The sequence below is a fragment of the Thioalkalivibrio sp. ALE23 genome (assembly GCF_000378545.1).
Classification (GTDB): domain Bacteria; phylum Pseudomonadota; class Gammaproteobacteria; order Ectothiorhodospirales; family Ectothiorhodospiraceae; genus Thioalkalivibrio.
In genome coordinates this window covers 1-24,647 of sequence record NZ_KB900036.1, presented here as the reverse complement: position 1 = coordinate 24,647, position 24,647 = coordinate 1, and the positions used below count along the sequence as shown (strand labels likewise).

Annotated in this window: 25 protein-coding genes and 2 pseudogenes; 22 read left to right on the top strand and 5 right to left on the bottom strand. The window is 69.9% G+C overall.

Annotation, left to right across the window (positions count from 1 at the left end; genetic code table 11):
• The first annotated feature begins 8 nt into the window (after nt 1-8).
• From kdsA to F573_RS0111945, 12 genes and pseudogenes are all read left to right on the top strand, one after another.
• The gene (gene kdsA / locus F573_RS0112000; RefSeq protein WP_018870712.1) at nt 9-851 is read left to right on the top strand and encodes a 3-deoxy-8-phosphooctulonate synthase; all 843 of its coding nucleotides are present in this window, start codon (nt 9-11) and stop codon (nt 849-851) included.
• Between the two features lie 63 nt (nt 852-914).
• Nucleotides 915-2,192 (top strand): phosphopyruvate hydratase, encoded by a 1,278-nt coding sequence (gene eno / locus F573_RS0111995; protein ID WP_018870711.1) that lies wholly within the window; start codon nt 915-917, stop codon nt 2,190-2,192.
• Between the two features lie 39 nt (nt 2,193-2,231).
• Nucleotides 2,232-2,621, top strand: coding sequence for a cell division protein FtsB (gene ftsB, locus F573_RS0111990; RefSeq protein ID WP_018870710.1), 390 nt, complete (start codon nt 2,232-2,234; stop codon nt 2,619-2,621).
• Nucleotides 2,614-3,357: a 2-C-methyl-D-erythritol 4-phosphate cytidylyltransferase gene (ispD, locus tag F573_RS0111985; protein WP_019022780.1), complete on the top strand. Its 744-nt coding sequence runs from the start codon at nt 2,614-2,616 to the stop codon at nt 3,355-3,357. Before ftsB ends, ispD begins: the two co-directional genes overlap by 8 nt.
• Complete coding sequence (gene ispF / locus F573_RS0111980; RefSeq protein WP_026300905.1) at nt 3,354-3,854, top strand: 2-C-methyl-D-erythritol 2,4-cyclodiphosphate synthase; 501 nt, start codon at nt 3,354-3,356, stop codon at nt 3,852-3,854. The genes ispD and ispF overlap by 4 nt, the downstream gene beginning before the upstream one ends.
• On the top strand, nt 3,851-4,231 hold the full coding sequence (locus F573_RS0111975) for a VOC family protein (protein ID WP_019022778.1): 381 nt from the start codon (nt 3,851-3,853) through the stop codon (nt 4,229-4,231). The genes ispF and F573_RS0111975 overlap by 4 nt, the downstream gene beginning before the upstream one ends.
• Before the next feature lie 73 nt (nt 4,232-4,304).
• Entirely contained in the window at nt 4,305-6,095 is a 1,791-nt protein-coding gene (locus F573_RS0111970) for an ABC transporter transmembrane domain-containing protein (RefSeq protein WP_026300904.1), read from the top strand.
• 34 nt (nt 6,096-6,129) lie between these two features.
• Entirely contained in the window at nt 6,130-7,632 is a 1,503-nt protein-coding gene (gene glpK / locus F573_RS0111965; RefSeq protein WP_026300903.1) for a glycerol kinase GlpK, read from the top strand.
• 32 nt (nt 7,633-7,664) lie between these two features.
• Nucleotides 7,665-7,760 (top strand): annotated as a pseudogene (locus F573_RS15260) (addiction module protein); the annotation flags it as partial.
• 145 nt (nt 7,761-7,905) lie between these two features.
• Nucleotides 7,906-8,127 (top strand): hypothetical protein, encoded by a 222-nt coding sequence (locus F573_RS0111955; RefSeq protein ID WP_019022774.1) that lies wholly within the window; start codon nt 7,906-7,908, stop codon nt 8,125-8,127.
• 148 nt (nt 8,128-8,275) lie between these two features.
• Entirely contained in the window at nt 8,276-9,190 is a 915-nt protein-coding gene (locus F573_RS0111950; protein ID WP_231384417.1) for a hypothetical protein, read from the top strand.
• Between the two features lie 230 nt (nt 9,191-9,420).
• Nucleotides 9,421-9,588: pseudogene (locus tag F573_RS0111945) on the top strand (glycerol kinase); the annotation flags it as partial.
• Between the two features lie 116 nt (nt 9,589-9,704).
• Here F573_RS0111945 and F573_RS0111940 read toward each other — a convergent pair.
• The 5 genes from F573_RS0111940 to F573_RS0111920 form a co-directional block, all read right to left on the bottom strand.
• Complete coding sequence (locus F573_RS0111940) at nt 9,705-10,553, bottom strand: pirin family protein (protein ID WP_019022771.1); 849 nt, start codon at nt 10,551-10,553, stop codon at nt 9,705-9,707.
• 87 nt (nt 10,554-10,640) lie between these two features.
• Nucleotides 10,641-11,000, bottom strand: coding sequence for a hypothetical protein (locus F573_RS0111935; protein ID WP_019022770.1), 360 nt, complete (start codon nt 10,998-11,000; stop codon nt 10,641-10,643).
• Nucleotides 11,001-11,003: 3 nt separating this feature from the next.
• Nucleotides 11,004-11,834: an ABC transporter ATP-binding protein gene (locus F573_RS0111930; protein WP_019022769.1), complete on the bottom strand. Its 831-nt coding sequence runs from the start codon at nt 11,832-11,834 to the stop codon at nt 11,004-11,006.
• Nucleotide 11,835: 1 nt separating this feature from the next.
• The gene (locus F573_RS0111925; protein ID WP_019022768.1) at nt 11,836-12,807 is read right to left on the bottom strand and encodes an iron ABC transporter permease; all 972 of its coding nucleotides are present in this window, start codon (nt 12,805-12,807) and stop codon (nt 11,836-11,838) included.
• Between the two features lie 6 nt (nt 12,808-12,813).
• Nucleotides 12,814-13,731: a cobalamin-binding protein gene (locus tag F573_RS0111920; RefSeq protein ID WP_019022767.1), complete on the bottom strand. Its 918-nt coding sequence runs from the start codon at nt 13,729-13,731 to the stop codon at nt 12,814-12,816.
• A gap of 546 nt (nt 13,732-14,277) precedes the next feature.
• On the opposite strand from F573_RS0111920, the gene bluB reads away from it, so the two are divergent.
• From bluB to F573_RS0111870, 10 genes are all read left to right on the top strand, one after another.
• The gene (gene bluB / locus F573_RS0111915; protein WP_019022766.1) at nt 14,278-15,060 is read left to right on the top strand and encodes a 5,6-dimethylbenzimidazole synthase; all 783 of its coding nucleotides are present in this window, start codon (nt 14,278-14,280) and stop codon (nt 15,058-15,060) included.
• A complete protein-coding gene (cbiB, locus tag F573_RS0111910) occupies nt 15,057-16,013 on the top strand; it encodes an adenosylcobinamide-phosphate synthase CbiB (RefSeq protein ID WP_019022765.1) in 957 nt (318 codons plus the stop codon). The genes bluB and cbiB overlap by 4 nt, the downstream gene beginning before the upstream one ends.
• Nucleotides 16,000-17,058, top strand: a complete 1,059-nt coding sequence (gene cobD, locus F573_RS0111905; protein WP_019022764.1) for a threonine-phosphate decarboxylase CobD — start codon at nt 16,000-16,002, stop codon at nt 17,056-17,058. The genes cbiB and cobD overlap by 14 nt, the downstream gene beginning before the upstream one ends.
• Entirely contained in the window at nt 17,051-18,559 is a 1,509-nt protein-coding gene (locus F573_RS0111900; protein WP_019022763.1) for a cobyric acid synthase, read from the top strand. The genes cobD and F573_RS0111900 overlap by 8 nt, the downstream gene beginning before the upstream one ends.
• On the top strand, nt 18,556-19,083 hold the full coding sequence (cobU, locus tag F573_RS0111895) for a bifunctional adenosylcobinamide kinase/adenosylcobinamide-phosphate guanylyltransferase (protein ID WP_018870691.1): 528 nt from the start codon (nt 18,556-18,558) through the stop codon (nt 19,081-19,083). The genes F573_RS0111900 and cobU overlap by 4 nt, the downstream gene beginning before the upstream one ends.
• A 28-nt stretch (nt 19,084-19,111) precedes the next feature.
• Nucleotides 19,112-20,185, top strand: coding sequence for a nicotinate-nucleotide--dimethylbenzimidazole phosphoribosyltransferase (gene cobT / locus F573_RS0111890; protein WP_019022762.1), 1,074 nt, complete (start codon nt 19,112-19,114; stop codon nt 20,183-20,185).
• The gene (locus F573_RS0111885; protein ID WP_019022761.1) at nt 20,182-20,793 is read left to right on the top strand and encodes a histidine phosphatase family protein; all 612 of its coding nucleotides are present in this window, start codon (nt 20,182-20,184) and stop codon (nt 20,791-20,793) included. Before cobT ends, F573_RS0111885 begins: the two co-directional genes overlap by 4 nt.
• On the top strand, nt 20,790-21,578 hold the full coding sequence (gene cobS, locus F573_RS0111880) for an adenosylcobinamide-GDP ribazoletransferase (RefSeq protein ID WP_019022760.1): 789 nt from the start codon (nt 20,790-20,792) through the stop codon (nt 21,576-21,578). Before F573_RS0111885 ends, cobS begins: the two co-directional genes overlap by 4 nt.
• A 237-nt stretch (nt 21,579-21,815) precedes the next feature.
• The gene (locus tag F573_RS0111875) at nt 21,816-23,354 is read left to right on the top strand and encodes a sulfotransferase (RefSeq protein ID WP_026300902.1); all 1,539 of its coding nucleotides are present in this window, start codon (nt 21,816-21,818) and stop codon (nt 23,352-23,354) included.
• 175 nt (nt 23,355-23,529) lie between these two features.
• Nucleotides 23,530-24,647, top strand: a 1,118-nt coding sequence (locus F573_RS0111870; protein ID WP_019022758.1) for a flagellin, incomplete at its 3' end; no start/stop codon positions are given.

Sequence of the window (24,647 nt, the reverse complement as noted above, 5' to 3'; positions counted from 1 at the left end):
GCAGGTTGATGGAACTGTGCGGTTTCTCCGTGGGCCTGGACCGGCCGTTCTTCCTGATCGCCGGTCCCTGCGTGATCGAATCGGAGGCCATGGCCGAGGAAACCGCGGGGCAGCTCGCCGAGCTCACGCGCGAGCTGGGGATTCCGTTCATCTACAAGTCGTCCTTCGACAAGGCCAACCGGTCCTCCACCCGCAGCTATCGCGGCCCGGGCATGGAGGAGGGGCTGCGTATCCTCGAATCGGTGCGCGAGCGCATGGGCGTGCCGGTGCTGACCGACGTGCACGAGGACACCCCGCTGGCGGAGGTTGCCGCGGTGGTGGACGTGCTGCAGACCCCGGCGTTTTTGTGCCGCCAGACCAATTTCATCCAGAACGTGGCCCGTCAGGGGCTCCCGGTGAACATCAAGAAGGGCCAGTTCATGGCCCCCTGGGACATGGGCAACGTGGTGGACAAGGCGCGCGAGGCCGGCAACGAGTCGGTGATGGTCTGCGAGCGCGGGGTGTCCTTCGGCTACAACACCCTGATCTCCGACATGCGCGGCCTGGCCGACATGCGCCGCACCGGCGCCCCGGTGGTGTTCGACGCCACCCACTCGGTGCAGCAGCCGGGCGGGCAGGGTGCCAGCTCCGGCGGGCAGCGCGAATACGTGCCGGTGCTGGCCCGTGCGGCCGTGGCCAGCGGTATCTCCGGGCTGTTCATGGAGACCCACCCCGATCCCGCGAACGCGCTGTCGGATGGCCCCAATGCCTGGCCGCTGCCGCGCATGCGCGAGCTGCTGGAAACCCTGAAGGCGCTGGACGAGGCGACCAAGTCGCGTCCGCTGGCGGAAGCCGAATACGGCCTGGGCTGACCCCGGGATGACCCCCGGGGGCGGCCGGCCCCGAATCGAACGAGTCAAGGAGAGAGTACGAGCATGTCCCAGATTGCCGAGATCCACGCGCGCGAGATCATTGATTCCCGCGGCAACCCGACGGTGGAAGCCGACGTCGTCCTGGCCTCCGGTGCGACCGGGCGGGCGTCGGTGCCGTCGGGGGCTTCCACCGGGGCGCGCGAGGCCCTGGAACTGCGCGACGCCGCGGCCCGCTACGGCGGCAAGGGCGTGGAGAAGGCGGTGGGCCATGTGAACGGCGAGATCCGCGACGCCCTGCGCGGCATGGAGGCTGACCAGACCGCGGTCGACCAGCGCATGCTGGAGCTGGACGGCACCGAGAACAAGTCGCGCCTGGGCGCCAACGCTCTGCTGGCGGTGTCCATGGCCGTGGCCCATGCCCGCGCAGCCGATGCCGAGCGCCCGCTGTTCGAGACGGTCGGCGGGCCGGATGCGCATCTGCTGCCGGTGCCGATGATGAACATCGTCAACGGCGGTGAGCATGCCGACAACAGCGTCGACATGCAGGAGTTCATGATCCTGCCGGTGGGCGCCCCCAGCGTGCGCGAAGCGGTGCGCTACGGCGCCGAGGTCTTTCACGCGCTGAAGAAGGTGCTCAACCAGCGCGGTCTGGGCACCGGCGTGGGCGACGAGGGCGGGTTCGCGCCCAACCTGGAGTCCAACTCGGCGGCGGTGGAGACCATCCTCGAAGCGATCCATCAGGCCGGGTTCAAGGCCGGGCGCGACATCTGGCTGGGCCTCGACTGCGCCGCCTCCGAGTTCTACCGCGATGGCCGCTACCACCTGGATTCCGAGGGCAAGTCGTTCAATGCCGAGGAATTCTGTGACTACCTCGCGCACTGGGTCGATCAGTACCCCATCCTCAGCATCGAGGACGGGCTGGCCGAAGACGACTGGGAGGGGTGGAAGATCCTGACCGAACGTCTGGGTGAGCGCGTGCAGCTGGTGGGCGACGATCTGTTCGTGACCAACACGCAGATCCTGCGCGAGGGCATCGACCGCGGCGTGGCCAACTCCATCCTGATCAAGCTGAATCAGATCGGCACCGTGACCGAGACCCTGCAGGCCATCGAGATGGCGCGCGACGCGGGTTACACCTCGGTGATCTCGCACCGTTCGGGCGAGACCGAGGACGTGACCATCGCCGATCTGGCGGTGGCCACCGGCGCGGGGCAGATCAAGACCGGCTCGCTGTCGCGCTCCGATCGCGTGGCCAAGTACAACCAGCTCATGCGGATCGAGGAGCATCTCGGCGGGCAGGCCCGCTACCCGGGCATGGACGCCTTCCGGGTCCGGCCCTGACTCCGGGGAACCGGGGTGTCCCGGCCGGAGGCCTGAGCGATGCGCTGGCTGCTGCCGGGCGGTCTGTTGCTGCTCGTGCTGGCGCTGCAGTGGCCGTTGTGGTTCGGCGAGGGCGGCTGGCCGGATGTCCGCGAACTGCGCAGCGAGACCGCCATGCAGGAAGCGGAAAACCAGCGCCTGCGCGAACGCAACCGGGCGCTGGAGGCCGAGGTCCGCGATCTGCGCGAGGGCTCCGCGGCGGTGGAAGAACGCGCCCGGCGTGACCTGGGCATGATTCGCGAGGACGAGACCTTTTTCTTCATCGTGGACGAAGAAGACGAAGTGCCGGGCGAAGTCCCGGGGTTGATGCCCGAAGACGCCTCTGCTGGCGCTGCCCCGGAGCCTGCCGAGGAGGACACGACGATCGTGGAGGATCCGTTCGATGAGTGATGCCGACTCCCCCGAAGGTTCGGGCGTCTTCTGGGCGCTGATCCCGGCGGCGGGGATCGGCCGTCGCATGGGGACGGATCGTCCCAAGCAGTTCCTTTCCCTGGGGCCGCGCAGCGTGCTGGCCCATACCCTGTCGATCTTTCTGGAGCATCCGCGGATTCGCGGCGTGATCCTGGTGCTGGGCCCGGACGTGGACCCGGACGCGCTTGACCTGCCGCTGGCCGGCGGGCGTCTGTTCCGCGTGGCCGGCGGCGACGAGCGGGCCGACTCCGTGCAGAACGGCCTGGACTTCCTCGAGGAACGCGCCGGCCCCGAGGACTGGGTGCTGGTGCACGACGCCGCGCGTCCCTGCCTGCCGCCGGACGATCTCGACCGCATGCTGGACGAGCTGCGCGACGATCCCGTGGGCGGGGTACTGGCGGCCCCGTCCACCGATACCATCAAGTGGGCGGACGCCGATGGTCGGGTGGAATCCACCCTCGATCGCGAGCGGGTGTGGCGGGCCCTGACCCCGCAGATGTTCCGCCTGGGCACGCTGCGCGACGCCAACGCCCGTGCGCGTGCCGCCGGACACCCGGTGACCGACGAGGCCAGCGCGATCGAATGGGCGGGACTGCGGCCGCGGCTGGTGGAGGGCTCGCTGATGAACATCAAGATCACCCGTGCCGAAGACCTCGAACTGGCCCGTCTATACTTGCTGGAACAGGGACGACTCGACGGGGGGTACCGGGGATGACAGCGATGCGTGTGGGCCAGGGTTTCGATGTACACGCCTATGAGGCGGGGGATCATGTGGTGGTCGGCGGGGTGCGGATCCCGTTCGACTACGGCGTGCGCGCGCATTCCGACGGCGACGTGCTGCTGCACGCGCTGTGCGATGCCCTGCTGGGGGCCGCCGGTCTGGGCGACATCGGCCGCCACTTTCCCGACAGCGATCCGGCGTTCTCCGGTGCCGACAGCCGCGACCTGCTGGAAGAGACCCTGCGCCGGGTGCGCGCGGCGGGCTGGGTGCCGGTGAACATCGACGCCACCATCATCGCCCAGCGTCCGCGCATGGGCCCGCACGTGGACACCATGCGCGCCAACATCGCCGCGGATACCGGGTTGCCGGCGGACGCGGTCAACGTGAAGGCCACCACCACCGAGCGGCTGGGCTATACCGGCCGCGAGGAGGGCATCGCCGCGCAGGCGGTGGTGCTGCTGCAGCCGCCGGGGGACGGCGAGGCCGCATGAGCGACGGCGTGGTGCGCGGGGTGCACCACGTGAGCGTGGTGGTGGCCGATCCGGAACGCGCGCGCGGGTTCTATGGCGATCTGCTCGGACTCGCGCCGTTGCCACGGCCCGATCTCGGGTTTCCCGGCTACTGGTTCGATCTGGGCGACGGGCGTGCCCTGCACCTGCTGGGTGTACCCAATCCGGACCCGGTGGAACGCGGGGTGGCCGGTGGCCGCGACCGTCACCTGGCCCTGGCGGTGGACGGGCTGGAGACCCTTCTGGGCCGCCTGGAGGCCGCCGGGTTTGCGGCGCAGCGCAGCCGTTCGGGACGATCGGCCGCGTTCGTGCGTGATCCGGACGGCAACACCATCGAACTGGTCGAACACGACGCATGACCCTGCCGTACTCCCGGTCGGCCGGCGGCGGTCGCATATCCGTATCCTTGCCCTGCGGGCATCGCCCGTGCCCGTGAACTGGGACGACGCCGAAACCCCGCGCCCCGCGGCCCGCAACCTGCGGGTCCTGATGCCGCTGCTCGCATTCCTGCGGCCGTACCGGCGGCGCATCGTGTTCGGGCTGGTGGCGCTGGTGGTGGGCTCGGGGGCGATCCTGGCCTTCGGCGGGGTGCTGCGCCTGCTGGTGGACGCCGGCCTGGGTCCCGAGGACCCCGCCGGGCTCAATCGCGCGCTGGTGCTGCTGCTGGTGGTGGTGACGGTGATGGCCATCGGGGTGGGGGCGCGAATCTATCTGGTGACCTGGCTGGGCGAGCGGGTGGTGGCGGACCTGCGCCGCGCGGTGTTCGCCAACGTGATCCGGCTGGATCCGGCGTTTTTCGAGCAGACCCGTACCGGCGAGGTGATCTCGCGCCTGACGGCCGACGCGACGCTGATCCAGACCGTGGTCGGCACCACCCTGACCATTGCCGCGCGCAACCTGCTGCTGATCGTCGGCGGGCTGGTCCTGATGTTCCTGTCCAGCCCGCCGCTGGCGGCCCTGCTGGTGGCCGGCCTGCCGGCGGTGGCCGTGCCGGTGTGGCTGCTCGGCCGTCGGGTGCGGCGGCTGTCGCGCCGGACCCAGGACCGGGTCGCGGACGTGGGCGCGCGCACCGACGAGACCCTGTACGCGATCGAGACGGTACAGGCCCACGGTCAGGAAGACGCCGAACGCGGCCGGCATGCCTCGGCGGTGGAAGCCGCCTTCGGCATGGCCACGCGTCGGGCCGCCACCGGCGCACTGCTGGCCGCCGCGGTGATGCTCTTGATGTTCGGCCTGATTGCCGGTGTCCTGTGGATCGGTGGCCACCGCGTGCTGGACGGGGTGATGACCCCGGGCGAGCTGGCCGCGTTCCTGTTCTATGCGGCCCTGGTGGCGGGGTCGATCGCCGCGCTCAGCGAGGTGACCAACGAACTGCTGCGGGCGGCCGGGGCCGCGGAGCGCCTGCTGGAGCTCGCGCAGGTCCGTTCCGGCCCGCCCTGGCCACGGCACCCCGAAGCCCTGGCGGAGCCGGTGCGCGGCGAGATCGCGCTGGAGGACGTGGTTTTCGCCTATCCGACGCGCCCGCAGCCGCCGGCACTGGACGGTGTCTCTCTGCGGGTGCGCCCGGGCGAGTCGGTGGCGCTGGTGGGACCGTCGGGTTCCGGCAAGTCGACCCTGTTCCGGCTGCTGCTGCGCTTTCATGACCCGGACGCCGGACGCGTCCTGTTCGACGGGCACGACCTGCGTGACCTGCGGCCGGATGAACTGCGCCGGCACATCGCGGTGGTGCCGCAGGAGCCGGTGCTGTTCTCCGGCACCGTGCGCGAAAACGTGGCCTACGGCGTGCCGGATGCATCCGACGCGGCGCTGCAGGCGGCTGCGGAGGCGGCGCATGCACGGGGATTCATCGAGGCGCTGCCGGAGGGCTGGGACACCGCGCTGGGCGAACGCGGCGTGCGTCTGTCCGGCGGCCAGCGGGCGCGCCTGGCGCTGGCCCGCGCCCTGCTGCGTGAGCCGGCCGTGCTGCTGCTGGACGAGGCCACCAGCGCGCTGGACGCCGAAAGCGAACGCGAGGTGCAGGCGGCGCTGGCCGGGGTGCGAGGTCGCTGCACGGTACTGACCATCGCCCACCGGCTGGCCACCGTGCAGTCGGCGGACCGGATCGTGGTGCTCGACGGCGGACTCGTGGTCGGCGAGGGCACGCACGCCGAACTGATGGCGCAGGGCGGGCTGTATGCGCGGCTGGCGGCTTTGCAGTTTGCGGATGCGGACGCGCTCGCCTGAAATTGGGGTGAGCGGGATCAAGCGGGAGGAGAACATGGCCAACGGATACATCCTCGCCCTGGATCAGGGCACCACCAGCTGCCGGGCGATCCTGTTCGACCAGGAGGGCGGGATCGCCGGAGTGGCGCAGAAGGAGTTCGCCCAGTCCTACCCGCACTCCGGCTGGGTGGAGCACGACGCGATGGAGATCTGGGGCACCCAGATCGGCGTGGCGCGCGAGGCGCTGGAGCGCAATGGCATCAAGCCCGCGCAACTGGCGGCCATCGGCATCACCAACCAGCGCGAGACCACGCTGGTGTGGGATCGTCACAGCGGCCGCCCGATCCATCCGGCCATCGTGTGGCAGGACCGGCGCACCGCGGATCTCTGCGACCGCCTGCGCGACGAGGGTCTGGAAGGCCATATCCGCGCGACCACCGGGCTGCTGCCGGACGCCTATTTCTCCGGTACCAAGATCCGCTGGATCCTCGATCACGTGGACGGCGCGCGCGAGAAGGCCCGCAACGGCGACCTTCTGTTCGGCACCATGGACAGCTGGCTGGTGTGGAACCTGACGCGCGGCGAGCGCCATGTCACCGACGTGACCAACGCCTCGCGCACCATGCTGTTCGACATCCATTGCCTGCAGTGGGACGACACCCTGCTGGAAGCGCTGGACATCCCGCGCGCCATGCTGCCCGAGGTGGTGTCCTCCAGCGAGGTCCTGGGCCACACGGGCGCGGAGATGTTCGGCGGCGCGCGGGTGCCGGTGGCCGGAATGGCCGGGGACCAGCACGCGGCCCTGTTCGGCCAGGCCTGTTTCGAGCCGGGCATGGCCAAGAACACCTACGGCACCGGCTGTTTCCTGCTGATGAACACCGGCACCCGCCCGGTGACCTCGGAACACGGCCTGCTGACCACCATCGCCTGGGGCCTGGATGGCCAGGTGGAATATGCACTGGAGGGCTCCATCTTCATCGCCGGTGCCGCCGTGCAGTGGCTGCGCGACGAGATGCACCTGATCGATACGGCCGCGGAGTCGGAGTACTTCGCGAGCCGGGTGGAGGACGCCGGCGGGGTCTACGTGGTGCCGGCCTTCGCCGGGCTGGGGGCGCCGTACTGGGATCCGCATGCGCGCGGGGCGATCTTCGGTCTGACCCGGGGCACGCGCAAGGAGCACGTGACGCGCGCGACGCTGGATGCCCTGGCCTACCAGACGCGCGACGTGATCGAGGCCATGCAGGCCGATTCCGGCCTGGCGCTCAAGACCCTGCGCGTGGACGGCGGCGCGGTGGCCAACAATCTGATGGTCCAGTTCCAGGCCGACCAGCTCGGGGTACGCGTGGAACGCCCGGCCATCACCGAGAGCACCGCACTGGGTGCCGCCGGCCTGGCCGGTCTGGCCACCGGCCTGTGGAGCCGTGACGACCTGCGCGCATTCAGCCGCATCGAACGCGTGTTCGAGCCGCAGCTGGACGCCGCCACCCGCGACCGCCAGTACCACGGCTGGAAGGAAGCCGTGCGCCGCTGCATGAACTGGGAACGTGACGCGCGGTAGGCCCGCGTCGCCATTTACGCGAGAGGTGGCCTATGAAGATCAAGGACCTGATTGACGAAGCCGAGGCACTCCCGGTTGAAGGGCGTGCGCTGGTGGTCGATTCGCTTCTTCGCAGTCTCAATCCCCCCTGAATTCACAGAATAACTGCAACGCCTGAACCCGGTGTTTTTCGAACGAAGGCGAACTGCCCGAGATGGTCTTCGTTCAGGAAGAGGAACGCCGCGACGTCTATCGGCAGGATGTTCTCTCGGGGCTGCTTGGAATGGTGCGGAAATGAACAAGTTATCCAAAGACGATGAGTTGGCTCTAGCGGCGCTGCGCCGGGCGGTACCCAACGCCCTGGAGCGCAAACGTCGGCTGGGTCACTACGCGGTCGTCTGGCGCGATGGCCAGACGGTCCGGCTGTCCCCGGAGCAGATTGGCAGCGCGGAGGAGTATGTATCGGAGGCCTCCGCCCCGCCATCCGCTGTACGAGAGCCGGGGCCGGATGATTGATCTGCCCCCGCGCTCACGCAATGAGGCACTGGCATCCATCAGGCATGAAATGCACGCGATACAAAGGGGCGATATGGGAAAGTCAGGTCACAATGGTAACGGCTCCGGGACCCCGCCCATCGATGATATCCGCCGGGCGGTGGAGCAGATGATGAACACGGGCCAGGCTCCCAGCCGGGAAGCAGTGGAGCAGATCCTCACCGAGGAAATGGCGGCGTTCGAGGCCGAAGCCGTTGATGACTTCCATGGCCTCAACAGCGATCAGATGCATCGATTGCTCTACCACCCCTTCGACTCGCCGGAGCTGGTCACCTTCGGCGACGGGCTCCGGGAACGGCCCGATTCTCCCGCCTTCCGGCTACTGGAGGTGATTGCCGAGGCGTGCCGGGGCAACGGGATCAAGCTCACACCCAAGGGCAATCTGCCCCGCGCCATCGTGAGCGAGGCCCGGGAGGCCCTGGACGAGAGCGGTTTCGCCTATCGACGCTCCTTCTATCCCGGCAAGATCCGTAACGAGGAGGATCTGGACGAGCTGCATACCCTGCGGATCGTCGCCGACATCGGCCGTTTCACCCGCAAGTACCGGGGGCGCCTGAAGCTGGTGCGTGCGGTGGAGAAGCAGTTCGACACCGGTGACTGGGCCGGGCTGTTTACGCGACTGCTGCGGGTTTACTGCCAGGAATTCAACTGGGCCTACCGCGACGGCTATCCCGAACTCGCGATCGTGCAGATGAGCTTCCTCTTCACGCTTTACCTGCTCCATGTGCACGGCCACGAACCCCGACCGGTGAGCTGGTACGAAGAGCAATTCCTCAACGCCTTCCCCATGGCCGAAGACGAGGTGAACGAGCAACCCCCATACTGGGATCAGGATCCCGCGACGTATGCGGAGCGCCAGGCAAAAAAGGCCTGGTCGCTGCGTTCCATCGAACGTTTCGCTTGCTTCTTCGGGCTGGTGACACTCGAGACTGACCCCGAAACGCGCGATCCCCTGGCACCGCTGGGAGACTACCGGGTCCGGGCGCTGCCCTTACTCGATCAGGTGATCGGCTGGAAGCTGTAGATGGGCTGAGATTCAAGCGGATGTGGTCGCAGAGCGGGTCATGCGGCGGTTGCGGGGCGTTCGCCCCGGACCCTGCCGGTTCGCGTGCGAGTACGCTCCCGTCATCGCGAGTCGCGCAGCGACGTGGCGACCTGCATCCGCAGCCACCTGTTCCTGCGTGCAGCCAGTTTCGGACGATTGCCGCGTTGCCTGCGGCTCCTCGCAATGACGGGGGCGAGGGCTTCGTCTTCGCCGGACTGGCCACCGGCCTGTGGAGCCGCGATGACCTGCGCGCATTCAGCCGCATCGAACGCGTATTCGAACCGCAGCTGGACGCCGCCACCCGCGACCGTCAGTACCACGGCTGGAAGGAAGCCGTGCGCCGCTGCATGAACTGGGAACGCGACGCGCGGGGGTAGGCCCGCGTTGCGGAGTATTCCGGTGTAGTACCGTCCGGTGCCGGAGCCTCGCGGGCGGTTGATGTACGCGTGACCCCGACGGAGCCGGGAAGGCGGTCGGGCGCCGCGCCCCGGTGTCAGTCGATGCTGGCGGGGCGGGCGGCGAGGCGGCCGGACTGGTAGTCGGAGATGGCCTGCTGGATCTCGGCGTCGCTGTTCATCACGAACGGGCCGTAGTGGGCGATGGGTTCTTCCAGCGGACGGCCCTTGAACAGCAGGACGCGGCTGTCCTGGCGGGCGATCAGGTGGATCATGGTGTGGCCGTGCCAGACGCCCAGTTCGCCGGCGTTCAGGCCGGTGAGCGCGCCCTCGAAGACGTAGCCCAGCACGCGCTCGTCCAGCTGCACGGCCAGTGACAGGCGATAGCCGGCCGGCAGGCTCAGATCCGCCATGCCCGCGCCTTCGCCGATCTGGCCGAGCGGGCCCTCGGTGTCGCCGGCGCTGGTCTGCCAGGAGCCGGCCACGGCCTTGAAGTCCAGCGGGGCGTCTTCCTCCGGCAGGTGGCGCATGGCGTCGGTGCCGACGTCGCGATAGCGCGGGGGTTCCATCTTGCGCGCGGCCGGCAGGTTCACCCACAGCTGGAAGCCGTGCAGCCCTTCCGGCTCGGGATGCAGGGTCTCGGAATGGATCACGCCGCGGCCGGCGCTCATCCATTGCGCGCCGCCGGCCTGCACCTGTCCTTCGTTGCCCATGGAATCGCGATGGCTGACGCCGCCGCGCACCAGATAGGTGAGGGTCTCGAAGCCGCGATGCGGATGGTCGGGAAAGCCGCCCACGTCTTCGTCGCCGGGGGCGGTCTTCAGCTCGTCCAGCATCAGGAACGGGTCGAGGCCGCCGCCGAAGTCATGGATGCGGCGGATCTTCACGCCCGCGCCGTCCTGCGTCGGGTGCGAGTGGCGGATGCTGTCCGGTGGCGTGGGGTTCATGGCGTTCTCCTTCGCGTCGAGTCTGCACCATACCGACCGCAAAACGAAAAGAAAATTGCATGGTCCGATCCGGCGCGATATTGCCGGTCAGGGGAGCTGCCACGCGTCGGCGAAGGCCTCCAGGCTCTCGATGAAGTCGGGCTCGTGTTCGCGCCGATGCATGGCCAGATGCAGTACGACGGCGGACTCGTCCGGCGGGTGCCCGGTGGTCAGGGTCCAGGCCACGCCGTTGGGGCAGTCCGGCAGGCTGAAGCGCACGCCGCCGTGGATAAGCTCGCGGTTCACGCGGAACTCGCCCCACAGGCAATAGATGACGCCCTGGTCGGTCCCCCGGTCCTCGACCAGGTTGTCGATCAGTTCGCAGGCTGTTGGCAGGGCGGGCACCGTCAGGCGTCGCTGCAGGCTGTCAGGATCGGTCGTGCCTTCGAGGATGCGATGAAACTCCATGGGCTACTCCACTCGGGGCAGGAATACCGGGTGGCCGTCCACCTCGCCCACGCTCAGGGCCTGGTTGTACAGGCGTTCCAGCGCGGCGGGCACCAGCATGCTGCGGGTGGGGCCCCAGCAGGCGCCGCCGTCGGGGAACATCAGCAGGAGGTGGTCGCAGAAGCGGGCGGCCAGATTGACGTCATGCAGGGCCATCACTGCGGCGCGGCGTTCACCGCCGGCGATTTCGCGCACGCGCTGCAGCACGCTGACCTGATGGTGCAGGTCGAGCTGGCTGGTGGGTTCGTCCAGCAGCAGGACCTGCGGGTCCTGGGTCAGTACGGTGGCGAGGGCCAGTCGCTGGCGCTCGCCGCCGGACAGGGTGTCCACCTGCCGGCCCTCCATGCCGTCGAGGTCCACGGTGGCCAGCGCGGCACGCGCGGCGTCCACGTCCTCGCGGGTCTCGATGTCCCAGGGGCGCAGGTACGGGTGGCGGCCGATCAGCGCGGTTTCGAGGACGGTGGCAGGGAAGCCGTCATGGTGGTTCTGGAACACCAGACCCAGGCGCCGCGCCAGATCCGGCCGCGACAGGCTGCCCAGGGGCTGCCCGGTCAGTTCGATCCCGCCGGCGCGCGGGGGGCGCAGGCGGGCAAGGGTGTGCAGCAGCGTGCTCTTGCCGGCGCCATTGGGCCCGAGGATGCCCCAGCACTGGCCGGGATTCACGGTCAGGTGCACCGGCGAGGAGTCGGCCCGTTCGGGGATGTCGATCACCAGATCGCGGGTGGCCAGCAGGGTGTCGGCGGTGGGGGCCTCGTGCACGCTGAGGGCATCGGCATGTGCGTCGGCGCGGCTCATCTCAGCGGCTCCGGTACAGCAGGAACAGGAACACCGGCACGCCCAGCATTGCGGTGATCACGCCCACTGGCAACTGCTCCGGGGCGATGATGGTGCGCGCGAGGGTATCGGCCAGGGTCAGCAGGATGCCACCGGCCAGCGCCGAGGCGGGCAGGATGACGCGCTGGTCGTTGCCGAATACCAGACGCAGCATGTGCGGCACGATCAGGCCGACGAAGCCCACTGCGCCCACCTGGGTGACCGCGGTCGCGGTGATCAGCGACGCGGCGATGTAGATCGACCATTCCACCGGCCGCACCGACACGCCCAGCGAGGCGGCCTGCATCGGGCCGCGCGCGAGGACGTTCAGGGTGCGGCCCAGCGGCATGGCCGCCAGCACCACGAACACCAGCACGCCCCAGGCCGGGCCCGGATGGCGGGCATGCGAGACGTCGCCCATCAGCCAGTAGAGCATGCCCGGCAGCTCCGCGGTGGGGCTGACGGCCAGCAGGAAGCTGATCAGCGCGCCCCAGCCGGCGGCCACCACCACCCCGGTCAGGAGCAGGCGGGTGGCGGTCCAGGATCCGGTGCCATGCGCCAGGCCGAACACGATGAGCGTGGAGAGCATGGCCCCGGCAAAGGCCGCGGCCGATACCGAGAACATCGACAGCCCGGCGAGCATGGCCAGCAGAGCGCCCACCGAGGCGCCGCCGGAGAGGCCCAGCACGTAGGGGTCGGCCAGCGGGTTGCGCAGCAGCACCTGCATCAGCGCGCCGGCCACGCCCAGCAGCCCGCCCGCGGCGAACGCGGCCAGCGCGCGTGGCAGGCGCAGTTCGGTGATCAGCGTGGCGTGCAGCGCCGAGGCCTCGCCGGTGAGCACCCGCGGGAGCTCGCCGAGCGGGATGGCCACGCTGCCCCAGGCCAGGGCCACCACCAGCGACAGCAGCGAAGCGGGCAGCAGCACGCCCGCCGCCAGCAGGAAGGATCGGGTCACGGGGGCTTACGGCGATTCGGGACGCCGGTCGCGGGCGATCTGCAGCTCCTCGCACATGAGGGCGGTGCCCTCGGCGATGCGCGGGGTGTGGCGCTGCAGCAGCGACGGCGGCAGGAAGAACAGGTTGTCGCGGCGCACCGCGAGCATGTTGCCCCACTCGCGCCAGGCCTCGACCCAGGCGGGGTTGTCCTCGCCCATGCCGCCACCGATGATGACCTCGGGGTCGGCGTGGATCACCGCTTCGCGGTCCATGCGGGGTACCAGGCGGTCGAGGTGGCCGAACACGTTCTCGCCGCCGCAGACCTCGATGGCCTCCGCGATCAGGTGTTCGTTGTTCACCGTCATCAGTGGCTGGTCCCAGACCTGATAGAACAGCGGGACCGGGTCGCGATCCGCGTATTCGGCGCGCAGGGCCTCGATCTCCTGCAGGAAGCGCTGGGCCTCGGCGCGGCCCTGTTCCGCGGTGCCGGCCAGTTCGGCCATGCGCTCCATGCTGGAAGCCACGCCGTCGAACCCGCGCGGTTCGGAGGTGTAGACGGTCAGGCCCAGTTCGCGCAGGCGTTCGATGTGCGAGCGCGAGTTGCCGCTGTCCCAGGCCACCACGAGGTCGGGTTCCTTGGCGAGGATGCGTTCCAGGTCGAGACTGGTGTAGCCCCCGACCCGGGGGATGTCCGCGGCCGGTTCGGGGTAGTCGCTGTGGTCGGTCGCGCCGATCACGCGGTCGCCGGCGCCGATCGCGAACAGCACCTCGGTGATGTGCGGGGCCAGGCTCACGATCCGCTCGGCCGGGGCGTCCAGCCGGACTTCCCGATCCGTGTCGTCGATCACGGGAATGGGGTCGTTGTCGGCGGCGTGGCCGGACGGGCTCAGCAGCAGGGCACTCGCCGCGAGCAGGGCCGGCAACAGGTTCGAACGATATGTCATGCGCACAGGTTCCTGAATGCCCGGGGGTTCCCGGAAAGGCGAAATACTATAACAGGACCACCCGGTATTCCGCTGCAGGCCCCGCAAATCGCGAAGCCCTCACCCCTGTCATTGCGCGGCGCCGCAGCTCTCCCCCTCGTCATCGCGAGTCGCTGCAGCTCTCCCCCTCGTCATCGCGAGTCACTGCAGCTCTTACCCCCGTCATCGCGAGTCGCGCAGCGACGTGGCGATCTCCGTACGAAACCCCCCGTTCCTGTGTGCGGACAGCTTCGGCCGATTGCCGCGTCGCCTCCGGCTCCTCGCAATGACGGGGGTGAGAACTGTGGCTCCTCGCAATGACGGGATAAGAGCAGCGGCGACTCGCGATGACGGGGAGGGCTGCCGCTCCTCGCAATGACGGGGTGGGATCTTCGGCCTCGCAATAGCGTGGGTCAACTGGAGAGAGCGGGTGCGAACGCGTATCATCCTGCCTTCCCGTCCGGCCATGCGCCGGATCCTCGCGACACCCTTGCACCCATCTCGCCCGCTGCCGGGAGACGTCTTCGCATGTCCCGCAACACCCCGTCATCCGCCGAACCTTCCAGCCCTTTCCCGGCCGCCCCGGAGTCGGGTTTTCCGCCGGAAGAAGCCGCCGCGGTCTACCGCGCGATCAACGAGCGCCGCGACATGCGGCATTTCCGTGCCGGCACCGTGGTGGACCCGGAGGTGCTGGGGCGCCTGCTGGAGGCGGCGCATCGTGCCCCCAGCGTCGGCTACATGCAGCCCTGGCGCTTCGTAAGGGTGGCCGATCCGGCGCTGCGCGAACGCATCCACGGCCATGTGGCCGCCGAACACGAGCGCACCGCCGAAGCCTGCGGCGAGCGCGGTGCCGAGGTCCAGCGGCTGAAGCTGGAGGGCATCCGCGACGCCGGGGAGATCCTGGTGGTCGCCCTGACCGACGGGCGCGAACGCTATGTGCTGGGCCGGCGCACCCTGCCGGAGATGGACCTGTGCTCGGCCGCCTGCGCGATCCAGAACCTGTGGCTGGCGGCGCGCGCCGAGGGCCTGGGCATGGGCTGGGTGTCGCTGTTCGAGCCGGAATGGCTGGCGCGCACCCTGGAGATGCCGGAGGGGGCCCACCCGATCGCGATCCTGTGCCTGGGCGAGGTAGAGGCGTTCTACGACGAGCCGATGCTGGAGACCGAGGGCTGGGACACCCGGCGTCCGCTGGAAGAACTGGTGTTCGAGGACCGCTGGGGGCAATCGGCTTCGACGCCCGTGTCCCATTCGCAGGACGACCCCCCGCAGGACGCATCCCGGGACGTTTCCCGAAACAGGAGTGTCTCATGACCGCCTTTCTCGTCCTGCTGGGCGCGCTGACCCTGGACCGGCTGTTCGGCGACCCCCGGCGCTTCCATCCGCTGGCCGGCTTCGGCCGCCTCGCGCAGGGGCTGGAACGGCGCTTCCACGCGGACAGCCGGCTGCGCGGGGCCCTGTTGCTGATTGTGCTGGTGCTGCCCTGGGTGGTGCTGGCGGCCTGGGCGGCCAGCCTCGCCTGGGGCTGGATCGTGAGCCTGCTGGTGCTGGTGCTGGCACTTGGCTGGCGCTCGCTGGACGAGCACGCCGAGCGGGTGGCGGTGTCGCTGGAGCAGGGCGACCTGGACGGCGCGCGCGCCGGGACGGGGATGCTGGTTTCGCGCGCGACCGACGAGATGGATGCCGACGGTGTGAGCCGCGCGACCGTTGAATCGGTACTGGAGAACGGCAACGACGCCCTGTTCGCCACGGTGTTCTGGTTCCTGGTGGCCGGCGCGCCGGGGGTGGTTGCGTATCGGCTGGTGAACACCCTGGACGCGATGTGGGGCTATCGCACGCCGCGCCACCGCCATTTCGGCTGGGCCGCCGCGCGGCTGGACGACGTGCTCAACTACATCCCGGCGCGCCTGACCGCGCTGGCCTATGCCGCCGCCGGGCGCATGGGCAGCGCGCTGCGCTGCTGGCGCGAACAGGCCGCCGCGTGGAAGAGCCCCAACGCCGGGCCGGTGATGGCCGCCGGCGCGGGCGCGCTGGGCGTGCGGCTGGGCGGCTATGCGTATTATCACGGCCGGCGCGAATGGCGGCCGTCGCTGGGGCCCGAGCCGGTCCCGGACGTGGCCCCGGATATCGCTCCGGAGACAGCATCGGAAGATGGCGCCGCGTCCGGGGCCGCGCGCATCCGCCGGGCGATGGCGCTGGTGGACCGCGCGCTGGCACTGTGGATGGCGGTGGTCGTGATCGGGGTGTCGTTCGTTGTCCTCGCCTGACGTCCGGTCCGGATCCCGGGACGGCGGGACGCCGGAGTCGCGCCATGGCGGGGGCGTTCGCGCGGCGGCCCGGCGCTGGGGGCATCCGGTCGAGGACTGGCTGGACCTGTCCACCGGCATCAACCCGCGGGGCTGGCCAGTGCCGCCGCTGCCGCCGCAGGCCTGGACGCGGCTGCCGGAGTCCGATGACGGGCTGGAGGTGGCGGCCGCCGCGTATTACGGCAGCAATGCCCTGCTGCCGCTGCCCGGGTCCCAGGCGGCGATCCAGGCCCTGCCGGTGCTGTGGGGCGAGGGCACCGGCCGCGAGCAGGCCCGGGTCGGCGTGCTGCACCCGGGTTACAACGAACACGCGCGCGCCTGGAGCGCCTGCGGCCACGCCGTGCAGGCCGTGGAGCCCGAGGCCGGCGCCATCGAGGCCGTGCTGGATGCGCTCGACGTGCTGGTGCTGATCCATCCCAACAACCCCACCGGTACGCGCTTCGAGCCTGCGCAGCTGCGGGAGTGGCACGCGCGGCTGGCGCGGCGCGGCGGCTGGCTGGTGGTGGACGAGGCGTTCGTCGACAGCGAGCCGCAGCTGAGTCTGGTGCCGGAGGGCCCGCGCGACGGGCTGGTGGTGCTGCGCTCGCTGGGCAAGTTCTTCGGTCTGGCCGGGGCCCGGGTCGGGTTCGTGTTCGCGCCGGAGGCGCTGCGCCGGGCGCTGAGCGCGCGCCTGGGGCCGTGGAGCGTGCCCGGGCCGTCGCGGCAGGTCGCGGCCGGGGCGCTGGCGGATCATGGCTGGCAGTCGGCGCGGCGCATGCAGCTGGCGGGCGAGGGCGAGCGCCTGGCGGCCCTGCTGCGCGCGCACGGACTCGCCCCGGATGGCGGTACCGCGCTGTTCCAGTGGGTGCGCAGCGACCGCGCCGAGGAGATCCAGGACCGGCTGGCGCGCGCGGCGATCCTGGTGCGGCGCTTCGACGAGCCGGCCAGCCTGCGCTTCGGGCTGCCCGGCGACGAGGCCGGCTGGCGGCGCCTGGAGGCCGCGCTTACGGAGCTGAGTGATGACTGATACCGGCGGCACGCTGATGGTCCAGGGCACCACCTCGGATGCCGGCAAGAGCGTGCTGGTGGCCGGGCTGGGGCGCGTGCTGCGCCGGCGCGGTATCGCGGTGGCGCCGTTCAAGCCGCAGAACATGGCGCTCAACAGCGCGGTGACTGCGCAGGGCGGCGAGATCGGGCGCGCCCAGGCCCTGCAGGCCGCCGCCTGCGGGCTGCAGCCGCATACCGACTTCAACCCGGTGCTGCTCAAGCCCTCCAGCGATCGCGGCGCGCAGGTGATCGTCAACGGCCGCGCGGTGGAGGAGCTGGACGCGCGCGCCTACCATGACTACAAGCCGGTGGCGCGCGAGGCGGTGCTGGCGGCCCACGGGCGTCTGACGGCCCAATATGACTCGGTGCTGGTGGAAGGGGCCGGCTCGCCCGCGGAGATCAACCTGCGTGCGGGTGACATCGCCAACATGGGGTTCGCCGAGGCGGTGGACTGCCCGGTGATCCTGGTCGCCGACATCGACCGCGGCGGGGTGTTCGCGCATCTGGTGGGCACGCTGGCGCTGCTGGCGGAAAGCGAGCGGGCGCGGGTGGCCGGCTTCGTGATCAACCGCTTTCGTGGCGACCCGGCGCTGCTGCAGTCCGGGCTGGACTGGCTGGAGGCCGAGACCGGCAAGCCGGTGCTGGGCGTGCTGCCGTATCTGTCCGGGCTGCAGCTGGATGCCGAGGACGCGCTGCTGCGCGAGGCGGCACCCGCGAGTGACGCGTGGGCGAGCGGCGAGGGCGAGGCCCTGCGGGTGGTGGTGCCGGCGCTGCCGCGAATCTCCAACCACACGGATTTCGACCCGCTGCGCCTGCACCCCGGGGTGTCGCTGCGCTTCGCCGGGCCGGGGGAGCGGCTGCAGCCGGCGGATCTGGTGCTCCTGCCGGGGTCCAAGGCGGTGCGCGAGGACCTGGCCTGGCTGCGCGAACAGGGCTTCGAGCGCGAACTGATGCGCCACCTGCGCTACGGTGGCCGGGTGCTGGGGATCTGCGGCGGCTACCAGATGCTGGGGCGCGCGGTGCACGATCCGGAAGGCGTCGAGGGCACCCCGGGCTCCTCGCCAGGGCTGGGCCTGCTGGACGTGGAGACCACGCTGCGCCCGGCCAAGCAGCTGCGGCAGGTGACCGGCGAGGGCGTGATGGAGCGGGCGGCGCCGGTGCGCGGCTACGAGATCCACGCCGGGCACACCGCCGGGCCGGACTGCGAACGCCCGGTGCTGCAACTGGCCGCGGGGCCGGACGGTGCACGCTCGACGGACGACGCAGTGGCCGGCACCTACGTGCACGGGGTGTTCGACGAGCCGGCCGCCGCCGGGGCACTGCTGGCCTGGGCGGGGCTGGAGGCGGACGGTGGCGCCGTGGATCTGGACGCGCTGCGCGTGGCGAGCCTGGAGCGTCTGGCCGACGCACTGGAGGAACACATGGACATTGACCGACTGCTGGACCTGCTGCACCTGCCACAAGGGGGCACCAGGTCATGAGAACCCTGATCCTGGGCGGCGTGCGTTCGGGCAAGAGCCGCATGGCGGAGCAGCTGGCGCTGGGTTCCGGCCAGCCGGTGACCTACGTGGCCACCGCGCGCGCCGACGACGACGAGATGCTGCGGCGGGTGGAACAGCACCGCCGTCGCCGGCCGGCCGGCTGGGACCTGATCGAGGCCGGCGACGACCTGGCCGTGCGGCTGCAGGAGGCCGCGGCGCCGGATCGCTGCCTGCTGATCGATTGCCTGACCCTGTGGCTGACCCAGCTGCTGTGCACCGAAGACGAGGCGCACATCGAGCGCGAGCGCGAGGCACTGATCGCCACGCTGCCGACCCTGCCGGGTACCATTATCGCGGTGAGCAACGAGACCGGGCTGGGGATCGTGCCGCTGGATGCGCTGTCGCGGCGCTTCGCCGACGAGGCCGGCGCGCTGCACCAGCGCCTGGCCGCCGACCTCGACCGCGTGGTGCTGACCGTGGCCGGGCTGCCGCACGTGCTCAAGGGCCCGGTGGTGAACGCCTGATGACCGCATCGACCCGCGAGGAACGCGCGTGACCGAAGACTGTGACTGGCTGAACGTCCCCGCCGCGCCCCTGGATGCTGGCGCGACCGCGCGCGCTCGGGCGAGGCAGGAACGCCTGACCAAGCCGCCGGGCTCGCTGGGTCGCCTGGAGCCCCTGGCCGAGTGCCTGGCGGGGCTGCAGGGCCGCGAGTGCCCGCACCCGCCGCAGCCGTGGATCACCGTGTTCGCCGGCGACCATGGCGTGGTCGCCGAGGGCATCTCGCGCTTTCCGCAGGCTGTGACCGGGCAGATGGTCGCCAACTTCGCCGCCGGCGGGGCGGCCATCGCCGTGCTCGCGCGCAGCCTGGACGCGGGGCTGGAGATCATCGACCTGGGCACGCTGCCCGGCGGTCCCGAGCCCGAGGGTGTGATCCGCGCGGACCTGGGCCCGGGCACCGCCAACTTCGCGCGCGAGCCGGCGATGACCCCGGCGCAGCTGGAGCGCGCGCTGAACACCGGACGCCAGGCGGCCGAACGGGCGCGCCAGGGCGGGGCGGGGCTGTTCATCGGCGGCGAGATGGGCATCGGCAACACCACCGCCGCGGCGGCCGTGGCCTGCGGTGTGCTGGGGGCCTCGCCGGACGCGCTTGCAGGACCGGGCACCGGGCTGGACCCGGCCGGGGTGCGGCACAAGGCCGAGGTGATCGAACGCGCGCTGGCCCTGCACGCCGAGGCCGGGGATTCGGCGCTGGAGTGGCTGCGGCGGGTCGGCGGCTTCGAGATCGCCGGGCTGACCGGTGCGTTCCTGGCCAGCGCGCAGATCGGTCAGCCGGTGCTGGTGGACGGCTTCATCGCCAGCACCGCGGCACTGGTGGCGACCCGGCTGTGCCCGGGGGCCCGGGACTGGTTCTTCTACGCCCACCGCTCCGCCGAGCCCGGGCACGACCGCGTGCTGGAGGCGCTGGGCGCGCAGCCGCTGCTGGATCTGGGCATGCGCCTGGGTGAGGGCAGTGGCGCGGCGACCGCGGTGCCGCTGCTGCGCATGGCCTGCGAGCTGCACGCCGGCATGGCGACCTTCGATGAGGCCGGGGTGGCGGACGACGACTCCGGAGCGGGCGCGTGAGTACGGGCGCGTCCGTCAGCGCCGGGGCGCGGGTCGGGCTGCTGCGTCACGGCGAGACCACCGGCGAGGGCTTCTGCGGCGCCGGCAGCGACGTGCCGCTGACCGCGCGCGGCCAGGCGGCGATGGAGGGGGAGCTGGCACGCCGGCGCCCGCCGGGTCTGGCCTCCGGCGAACCGGCCTGGGACCGCATCGTGACCTCGCCGCTGCAGCGCTGTCAGGGGCCGGCCTCGGCCTGGGCCGAGCGCTGGGATGTGCCGCTGGTGGTGGAACCGCGCCTGAAGGAACTGCACTTCGGCACCTGGGAGGGCCGCAGCGCCGCCGCGCTGATGGAGACCGATGCCGACGCGCTGGGCCGCTTCTGGCAGGACCCGGAAGGCTGCCCGCCGCCCGGGGGCGAGGCGCTGGGCGCGTTCCGCGGGCGCGTGCTGGCCGGCTGGCGCGAGAGCGTGGCCACGCCCGGCACCGCGCGCACGCTGGTGGTCACCCACGGCGGCGTCATCCGCGTATTGCGTGCGCACTTCGAGGGCATCCCGCTGGCCGAACTGCTGAACATTGAGGCCCCGCTGGCGGTGCTGCACCGGGTCGATCCCGCGCGGGTGCAGGCATGAGCCGGCCGGCCACGCTCGCCCCGCTGTGGCTGGCGCTGGTGTTCCTCACCCGGGTGCCGCTGCCGGCGCGCCTGCTGCCGGAGGCCCCGCGCCCGGAAGACGCCGGGCGCTCGCTGCTGTTCTACCCGCTGGTGGGGCTGGTGCTGGGCCTGTTGCTGGCCGGCGGCGGCATGCTGCTGAGCCTGCTGCCGGGCGCCGAACCGCTGTTGCTCGCCGCGCTGGTACTGGCCGGCTGGGTGGCGATCACCGGCGCGCTGCATCTGGACGGGCTGGCCGACACGGTGGACGCCCGCGTGGGCAGTCACGGCGACCCCGAGCGCGCCCGCACCATCATGAAGGACCCGACCTCCGGCCCGATCGCGGTGGCCACAGTGATGCTGGTGCTGCTGGTCAAGTTCGCCGCGCTGGTGCCGCTGGTGGCCGCCGCGCAGTGGCTGGCGCTGGTGATCGCCGCGGTCCTCGGCCGCGCCGCGCTGGTGCTGCTGTTCCGCCTCGCCGATTACCTCAATCCCGCCGGCCTGGGCGCGGACATGGCGGCGCACCTGCCCGAACGGGCCGCCGCCGGAGTACTGGTGGCCACCGCCATCGCCGTGGTCATCCTCGGCGTGGCCGGCGGCCTGCCCGGCGCCATCATCGCCCTGATCCTCGCCGGCGCCACGGTGGCCGCCCTCGCCGCGTTCTTCCGCCGCTGGCTCGGCGGCTTCACCGGCGACCCCGCCGGCGCCACCCTGGAGATCGTCGAGACCGTGGCCCTGGTGGTGATGGCCCTGAGCCTCACCGCGTAGGCGCGGCCCCGGCTGCGGGCGGACGGCGTTAAGCACGGGTTCTGCCTCACGCGGTGTGGGGCGCTGCCCGCCGAAACGCCACGCTCAAGTGTGCGACACGCCCGGCGATAACTTAACCTGCGGAAAGATTTCCAGAAGGAGCGCGACAGCATGGCGGCGGGAAAGAGAACCGGGAAGACGAAGAAGGTCGGGAAGAACAGAAAGAGCCGGAAAGGCCAGTCGGAATCGGAAAAACTGTTGAAGAAAGCCTCCGCTGCCTTCGATGAAGGGGACTACGATGAGGTCGAAGCCTTCTGCGGGGAACTGCTCAAGCGGGACCCGAACAGCGCCGATGCGTTGCGGATGCTGATCCGGAGCACGTTTGAACAGACACGCTACAACACCGCCACGCTGTATGCCTCCAAGCTTGTACAGATGTGTCCCGAGGACCCCGCGAGTTACAACCGGCTCGCCAGCGTGCTTCTCATAAGGGGGCGTTATGAAGCGGCGGGAGCCGCATTGCGCGAGGCCCTGAGGCTCGATCCAGACCAGCTGGCGCTGTACAACTATGCCCGCGTGTTGCAGGCAGATGGCCGCTGGGACGAGGCGGCAGAGATCCTCGAGTCACTGGTCGGCGTGGCTCCCTACAGGCCGAACATCTGGTTTTCCTATGCCCATTCCCGGCATTTTCCCGCCGATTCTTCCCCGCGCCGGGACCTCGAAAAGGTGATTCGCAAGGGAAAGTTCAGCCTCCACGATCAGGGGCATCTACACTTCTCTCTGGCAAAGCTTCACAAGGATGCGGGGGACGTGGACCAGGCGTTCGCGGCCTTTGAAAAGGGCAATGACCTGCGCGCCAGGTCGATCCAGAAGCAGGTCGACGCCGTTCGGGAGGGCAAGCTCCTCCATACGGTTGGGGCCCGGGAAATGGTCTTCACGGAAGAATGGAAACGCGGCCTCGATGGCCCGGAAGTATCCCCGCGGCCGTTGAGCGTGATCCTGGGCGCGCCCCGTTCCGGCAAATCGCTGCTGGAGGGGGCGCTGTCCGCGCATTCGCGGACCCGCCACTATGGCGAACTCGGAGGGGTGCAGGAACTCCTCGCGGAGTTGCCCAGAGAGGTACGCAACAGATACCCCCTGTTCATTCGGGAACTCGGCAGCGAGGCCCTGGGAAGGCTCCGCGCCCGCATGGATTCGATCTGGGGCGAGCCCGTGGACGACCGGGTGGGTGCTTATCTACTGACCAACCCAAGCAACGTCTGGCACGTCGGCACCCTGATGGCATTGAACCCCGATACGCGGCTTGTGTTTTGTGAGCGCGACCCGGTGGACCATGCGATGGCCATCTATATGCGATGGTTCGCGCGAGCCATGCCGTATGCCTGGGACATGGATACGATCGCGGAATACATTCTGGCTTACCGTCGGCTTGTAGATCACTGGGAGGCGCTTTTTCCGGACCGTGTGGAACGCGTGCGCTACGAAGACTACCTGCAAGCGCCGGACACCCATGCGTCCAGAATTCTGCGCTCCCACGGACTTGACTGGGAGTCGGAATGCGCGGATTCCGCCGGCGAATCGGTGGATCCGGCGCGCGTCGGCATGTCGGGAAGCTCGGAACGCCGCAGCCGCGTGAACCCGGAGTTCGCACGCATTGGAGATGAATTCGCGGCCTACCGGCCTGCCTTCGAGCACGCGGTTGAGCAGGCGCGGGAGCGAGTGTCCGGGTACGAACCTCCGAGAACCCGAAACGTTCGTGTGACCGTTGGTGGGGCGAGCCAGAACGGTGAACAGTGACGGACGCGAGGCCCGAACATCCGGTGGTGTCGAGCGGGCGAATCCAAAAGAAAACAGGCTCCACGCACTAAAGACCCCGGGACGATGGTCGTTAAGGAAATCGAAGGCGGCATGAGGCCGCCCAGGGATTGCCTCAGCCGGCCCGGCCGGCACTCAAGTTCCGGAGGAAGCAAACATGTCTCAGGTCATCAACACCAACGTGCTGTCGCTGAACGCGCAGCGCAATCTCAACGAATCGCAGGGGGCGCTGTCGCAGTCGCTGGAGCGTCTGTCCTCCGGCCTGCGCATCAACAGCGCCAAGGACGACGCGGCCGGTCTCGCGATTTCGGAGCGGTTCACGACGCAGATCAACGGCCTCAATCAGGCGGTGCGCAACTCGAACGACGGCATTTCGTTCGCGCAGACCGCCGAGGGCGCACTGGACACCGTCGGGGATGCGCTGCAGCGTGCGCGCGAGCTGTCGGTGCAGGCGGCGAACGACACCAACTCGGCCTCCGACCGTCAGGCGCTGAACGACGAGGTGCAGCAGTTGATGGAAGAGGTCAGTCGTGTGGCGAACTCGGCCGAGTTCAACGGTGGTCGAATCCTGGATGGCACGGTGGAGGACCTGTTCTTCCAGGTGGGGGCCAATCAGGGCCAGACCATTGCCGTGGACGGGGTGGATGCCCGGACCTCCCGGCTGGGGGCGACCGAGGTGGTTGGCTCCGGTGGCTTGACGCAGGAACAGATCGCCCAGATCGATCAGGTGGATGGGTTCAGCGGACCATTCGGCGATATCACCATTAGCAGTGAAGATTTCGACGACATTGAGGTTCAGCTATCGGGCGATTCCACTGATGGGATCGAGCCGGCCGCAACCCTCGAGGATGCGGTCCGCATGATCAATGAACAGATTGCTAATGACGCGGCGGAGGGTGATACCAATGCGGCCAATGTGGCGGATGCTGATCTGGAAGCCGCTCTGAGAGTCAAGAACGACGGGACCACCACGATCGCGATCACGTCCCGTCTGGGTACCGAAGATCTGGGCGTGACGAATGGCGGCGTGAATGTGGAAGGAAGTGAAGTGGATATTTTCGTTAACGATGATGGGTCAGACGTCACCCTGAACGACGTCGACGTGGCGACCCGCGAGACGGCGACCCAGGCAATCGGCGCCTTTGATGGAGCCCTGACCAAGGTCAACTCGCTGCGTGCGGAGCTGGGTGCGGTGCAGACGCGTTTCGAGAGCACGATCTCGAACCTGGAGATCGGTTCGGAGAACCTGTCGGATGCGCGTTCGCGGATCCGGGA

Coding starts and splice junctions, on each gene's coding strand:
- cobU (WP_018870691.1), top strand. CDS start 18,556: ATGAGAACCCTGATCCTGGGCGGCGTGCGTTCGGGCAAGAGCCGCATG.
- ispD (WP_019022780.1), top strand. CDS start 2,614: ATGAGTGATGCCGACTCCCCCGAAGGTTCGGGCGTCTTCTGGGCGCTG.
- F573_RS0111940 (WP_019022771.1), bottom strand. CDS start 10,553: ATGAACCCCACGCCACCGGACAGCATCCGCCACTCGCACCCGACGCAG.
- ispF (WP_026300905.1), top strand. CDS start 3,354: ATGACAGCGATGCGTGTGGGCCAGGGTTTCGATGTACACGCCTATGAG.
- F573_RS0111975 (WP_019022778.1), top strand. CDS start 3,851: ATGAGCGACGGCGTGGTGCGCGGGGTGCACCACGTGAGCGTGGTGGTG.
- cobS (WP_019022760.1), top strand. CDS start 20,790: ATGAGCCGGCCGGCCACGCTCGCCCCGCTGTGGCTGGCGCTGGTGTTC.
- F573_RS0111900 (WP_019022763.1), top strand. CDS start 17,051: ATGACTGATACCGGCGGCACGCTGATGGTCCAGGGCACCACCTCGGAT.
- F573_RS0111935 (WP_019022770.1), bottom strand. CDS start 11,000: ATGGAGTTTCATCGCATCCTCGAAGGCACGACCGATCCTGACAGCCTG.
- F573_RS0111955 (WP_019022774.1), top strand. CDS start 7,906: ATGAACAAGTTATCCAAAGACGATGAGTTGGCTCTAGCGGCGCTGCGC.
- glpK (WP_026300903.1), top strand. CDS start 6,130: ATGGCCAACGGATACATCCTCGCCCTGGATCAGGGCACCACCAGCTGC.
- cbiB (WP_019022765.1), top strand. CDS start 15,057: ATGACCGCCTTTCTCGTCCTGCTGGGCGCGCTGACCCTGGACCGGCTG.
- kdsA (WP_018870712.1), top strand. CDS start 9: ATGGAACTGTGCGGTTTCTCCGTGGGCCTGGACCGGCCGTTCTTCCTG.
- ftsB (WP_018870710.1), top strand. CDS start 2,232: ATGCGCTGGCTGCTGCCGGGCGGTCTGTTGCTGCTCGTGCTGGCGCTG.
- F573_RS0111950 (WP_231384417.1), top strand. CDS start 8,276: ATGATGAACACGGGCCAGGCTCCCAGCCGGGAAGCAGTGGAGCAGATC.
- F573_RS0111920 (WP_019022767.1), bottom strand. CDS start 13,731: ATGACATATCGTTCGAACCTGTTGCCGGCCCTGCTCGCGGCGAGTGCC.
- eno (WP_018870711.1), top strand. CDS start 915: ATGTCCCAGATTGCCGAGATCCACGCGCGCGAGATCATTGATTCCCGC.
- F573_RS0111930 (WP_019022769.1), bottom strand. CDS start 11,834: ATGAGCCGCGCCGACGCACATGCCGATGCCCTCAGCGTGCACGAGGCC.
- bluB (WP_019022766.1), top strand. CDS start 14,278: ATGTCCCGCAACACCCCGTCATCCGCCGAACCTTCCAGCCCTTTCCCG.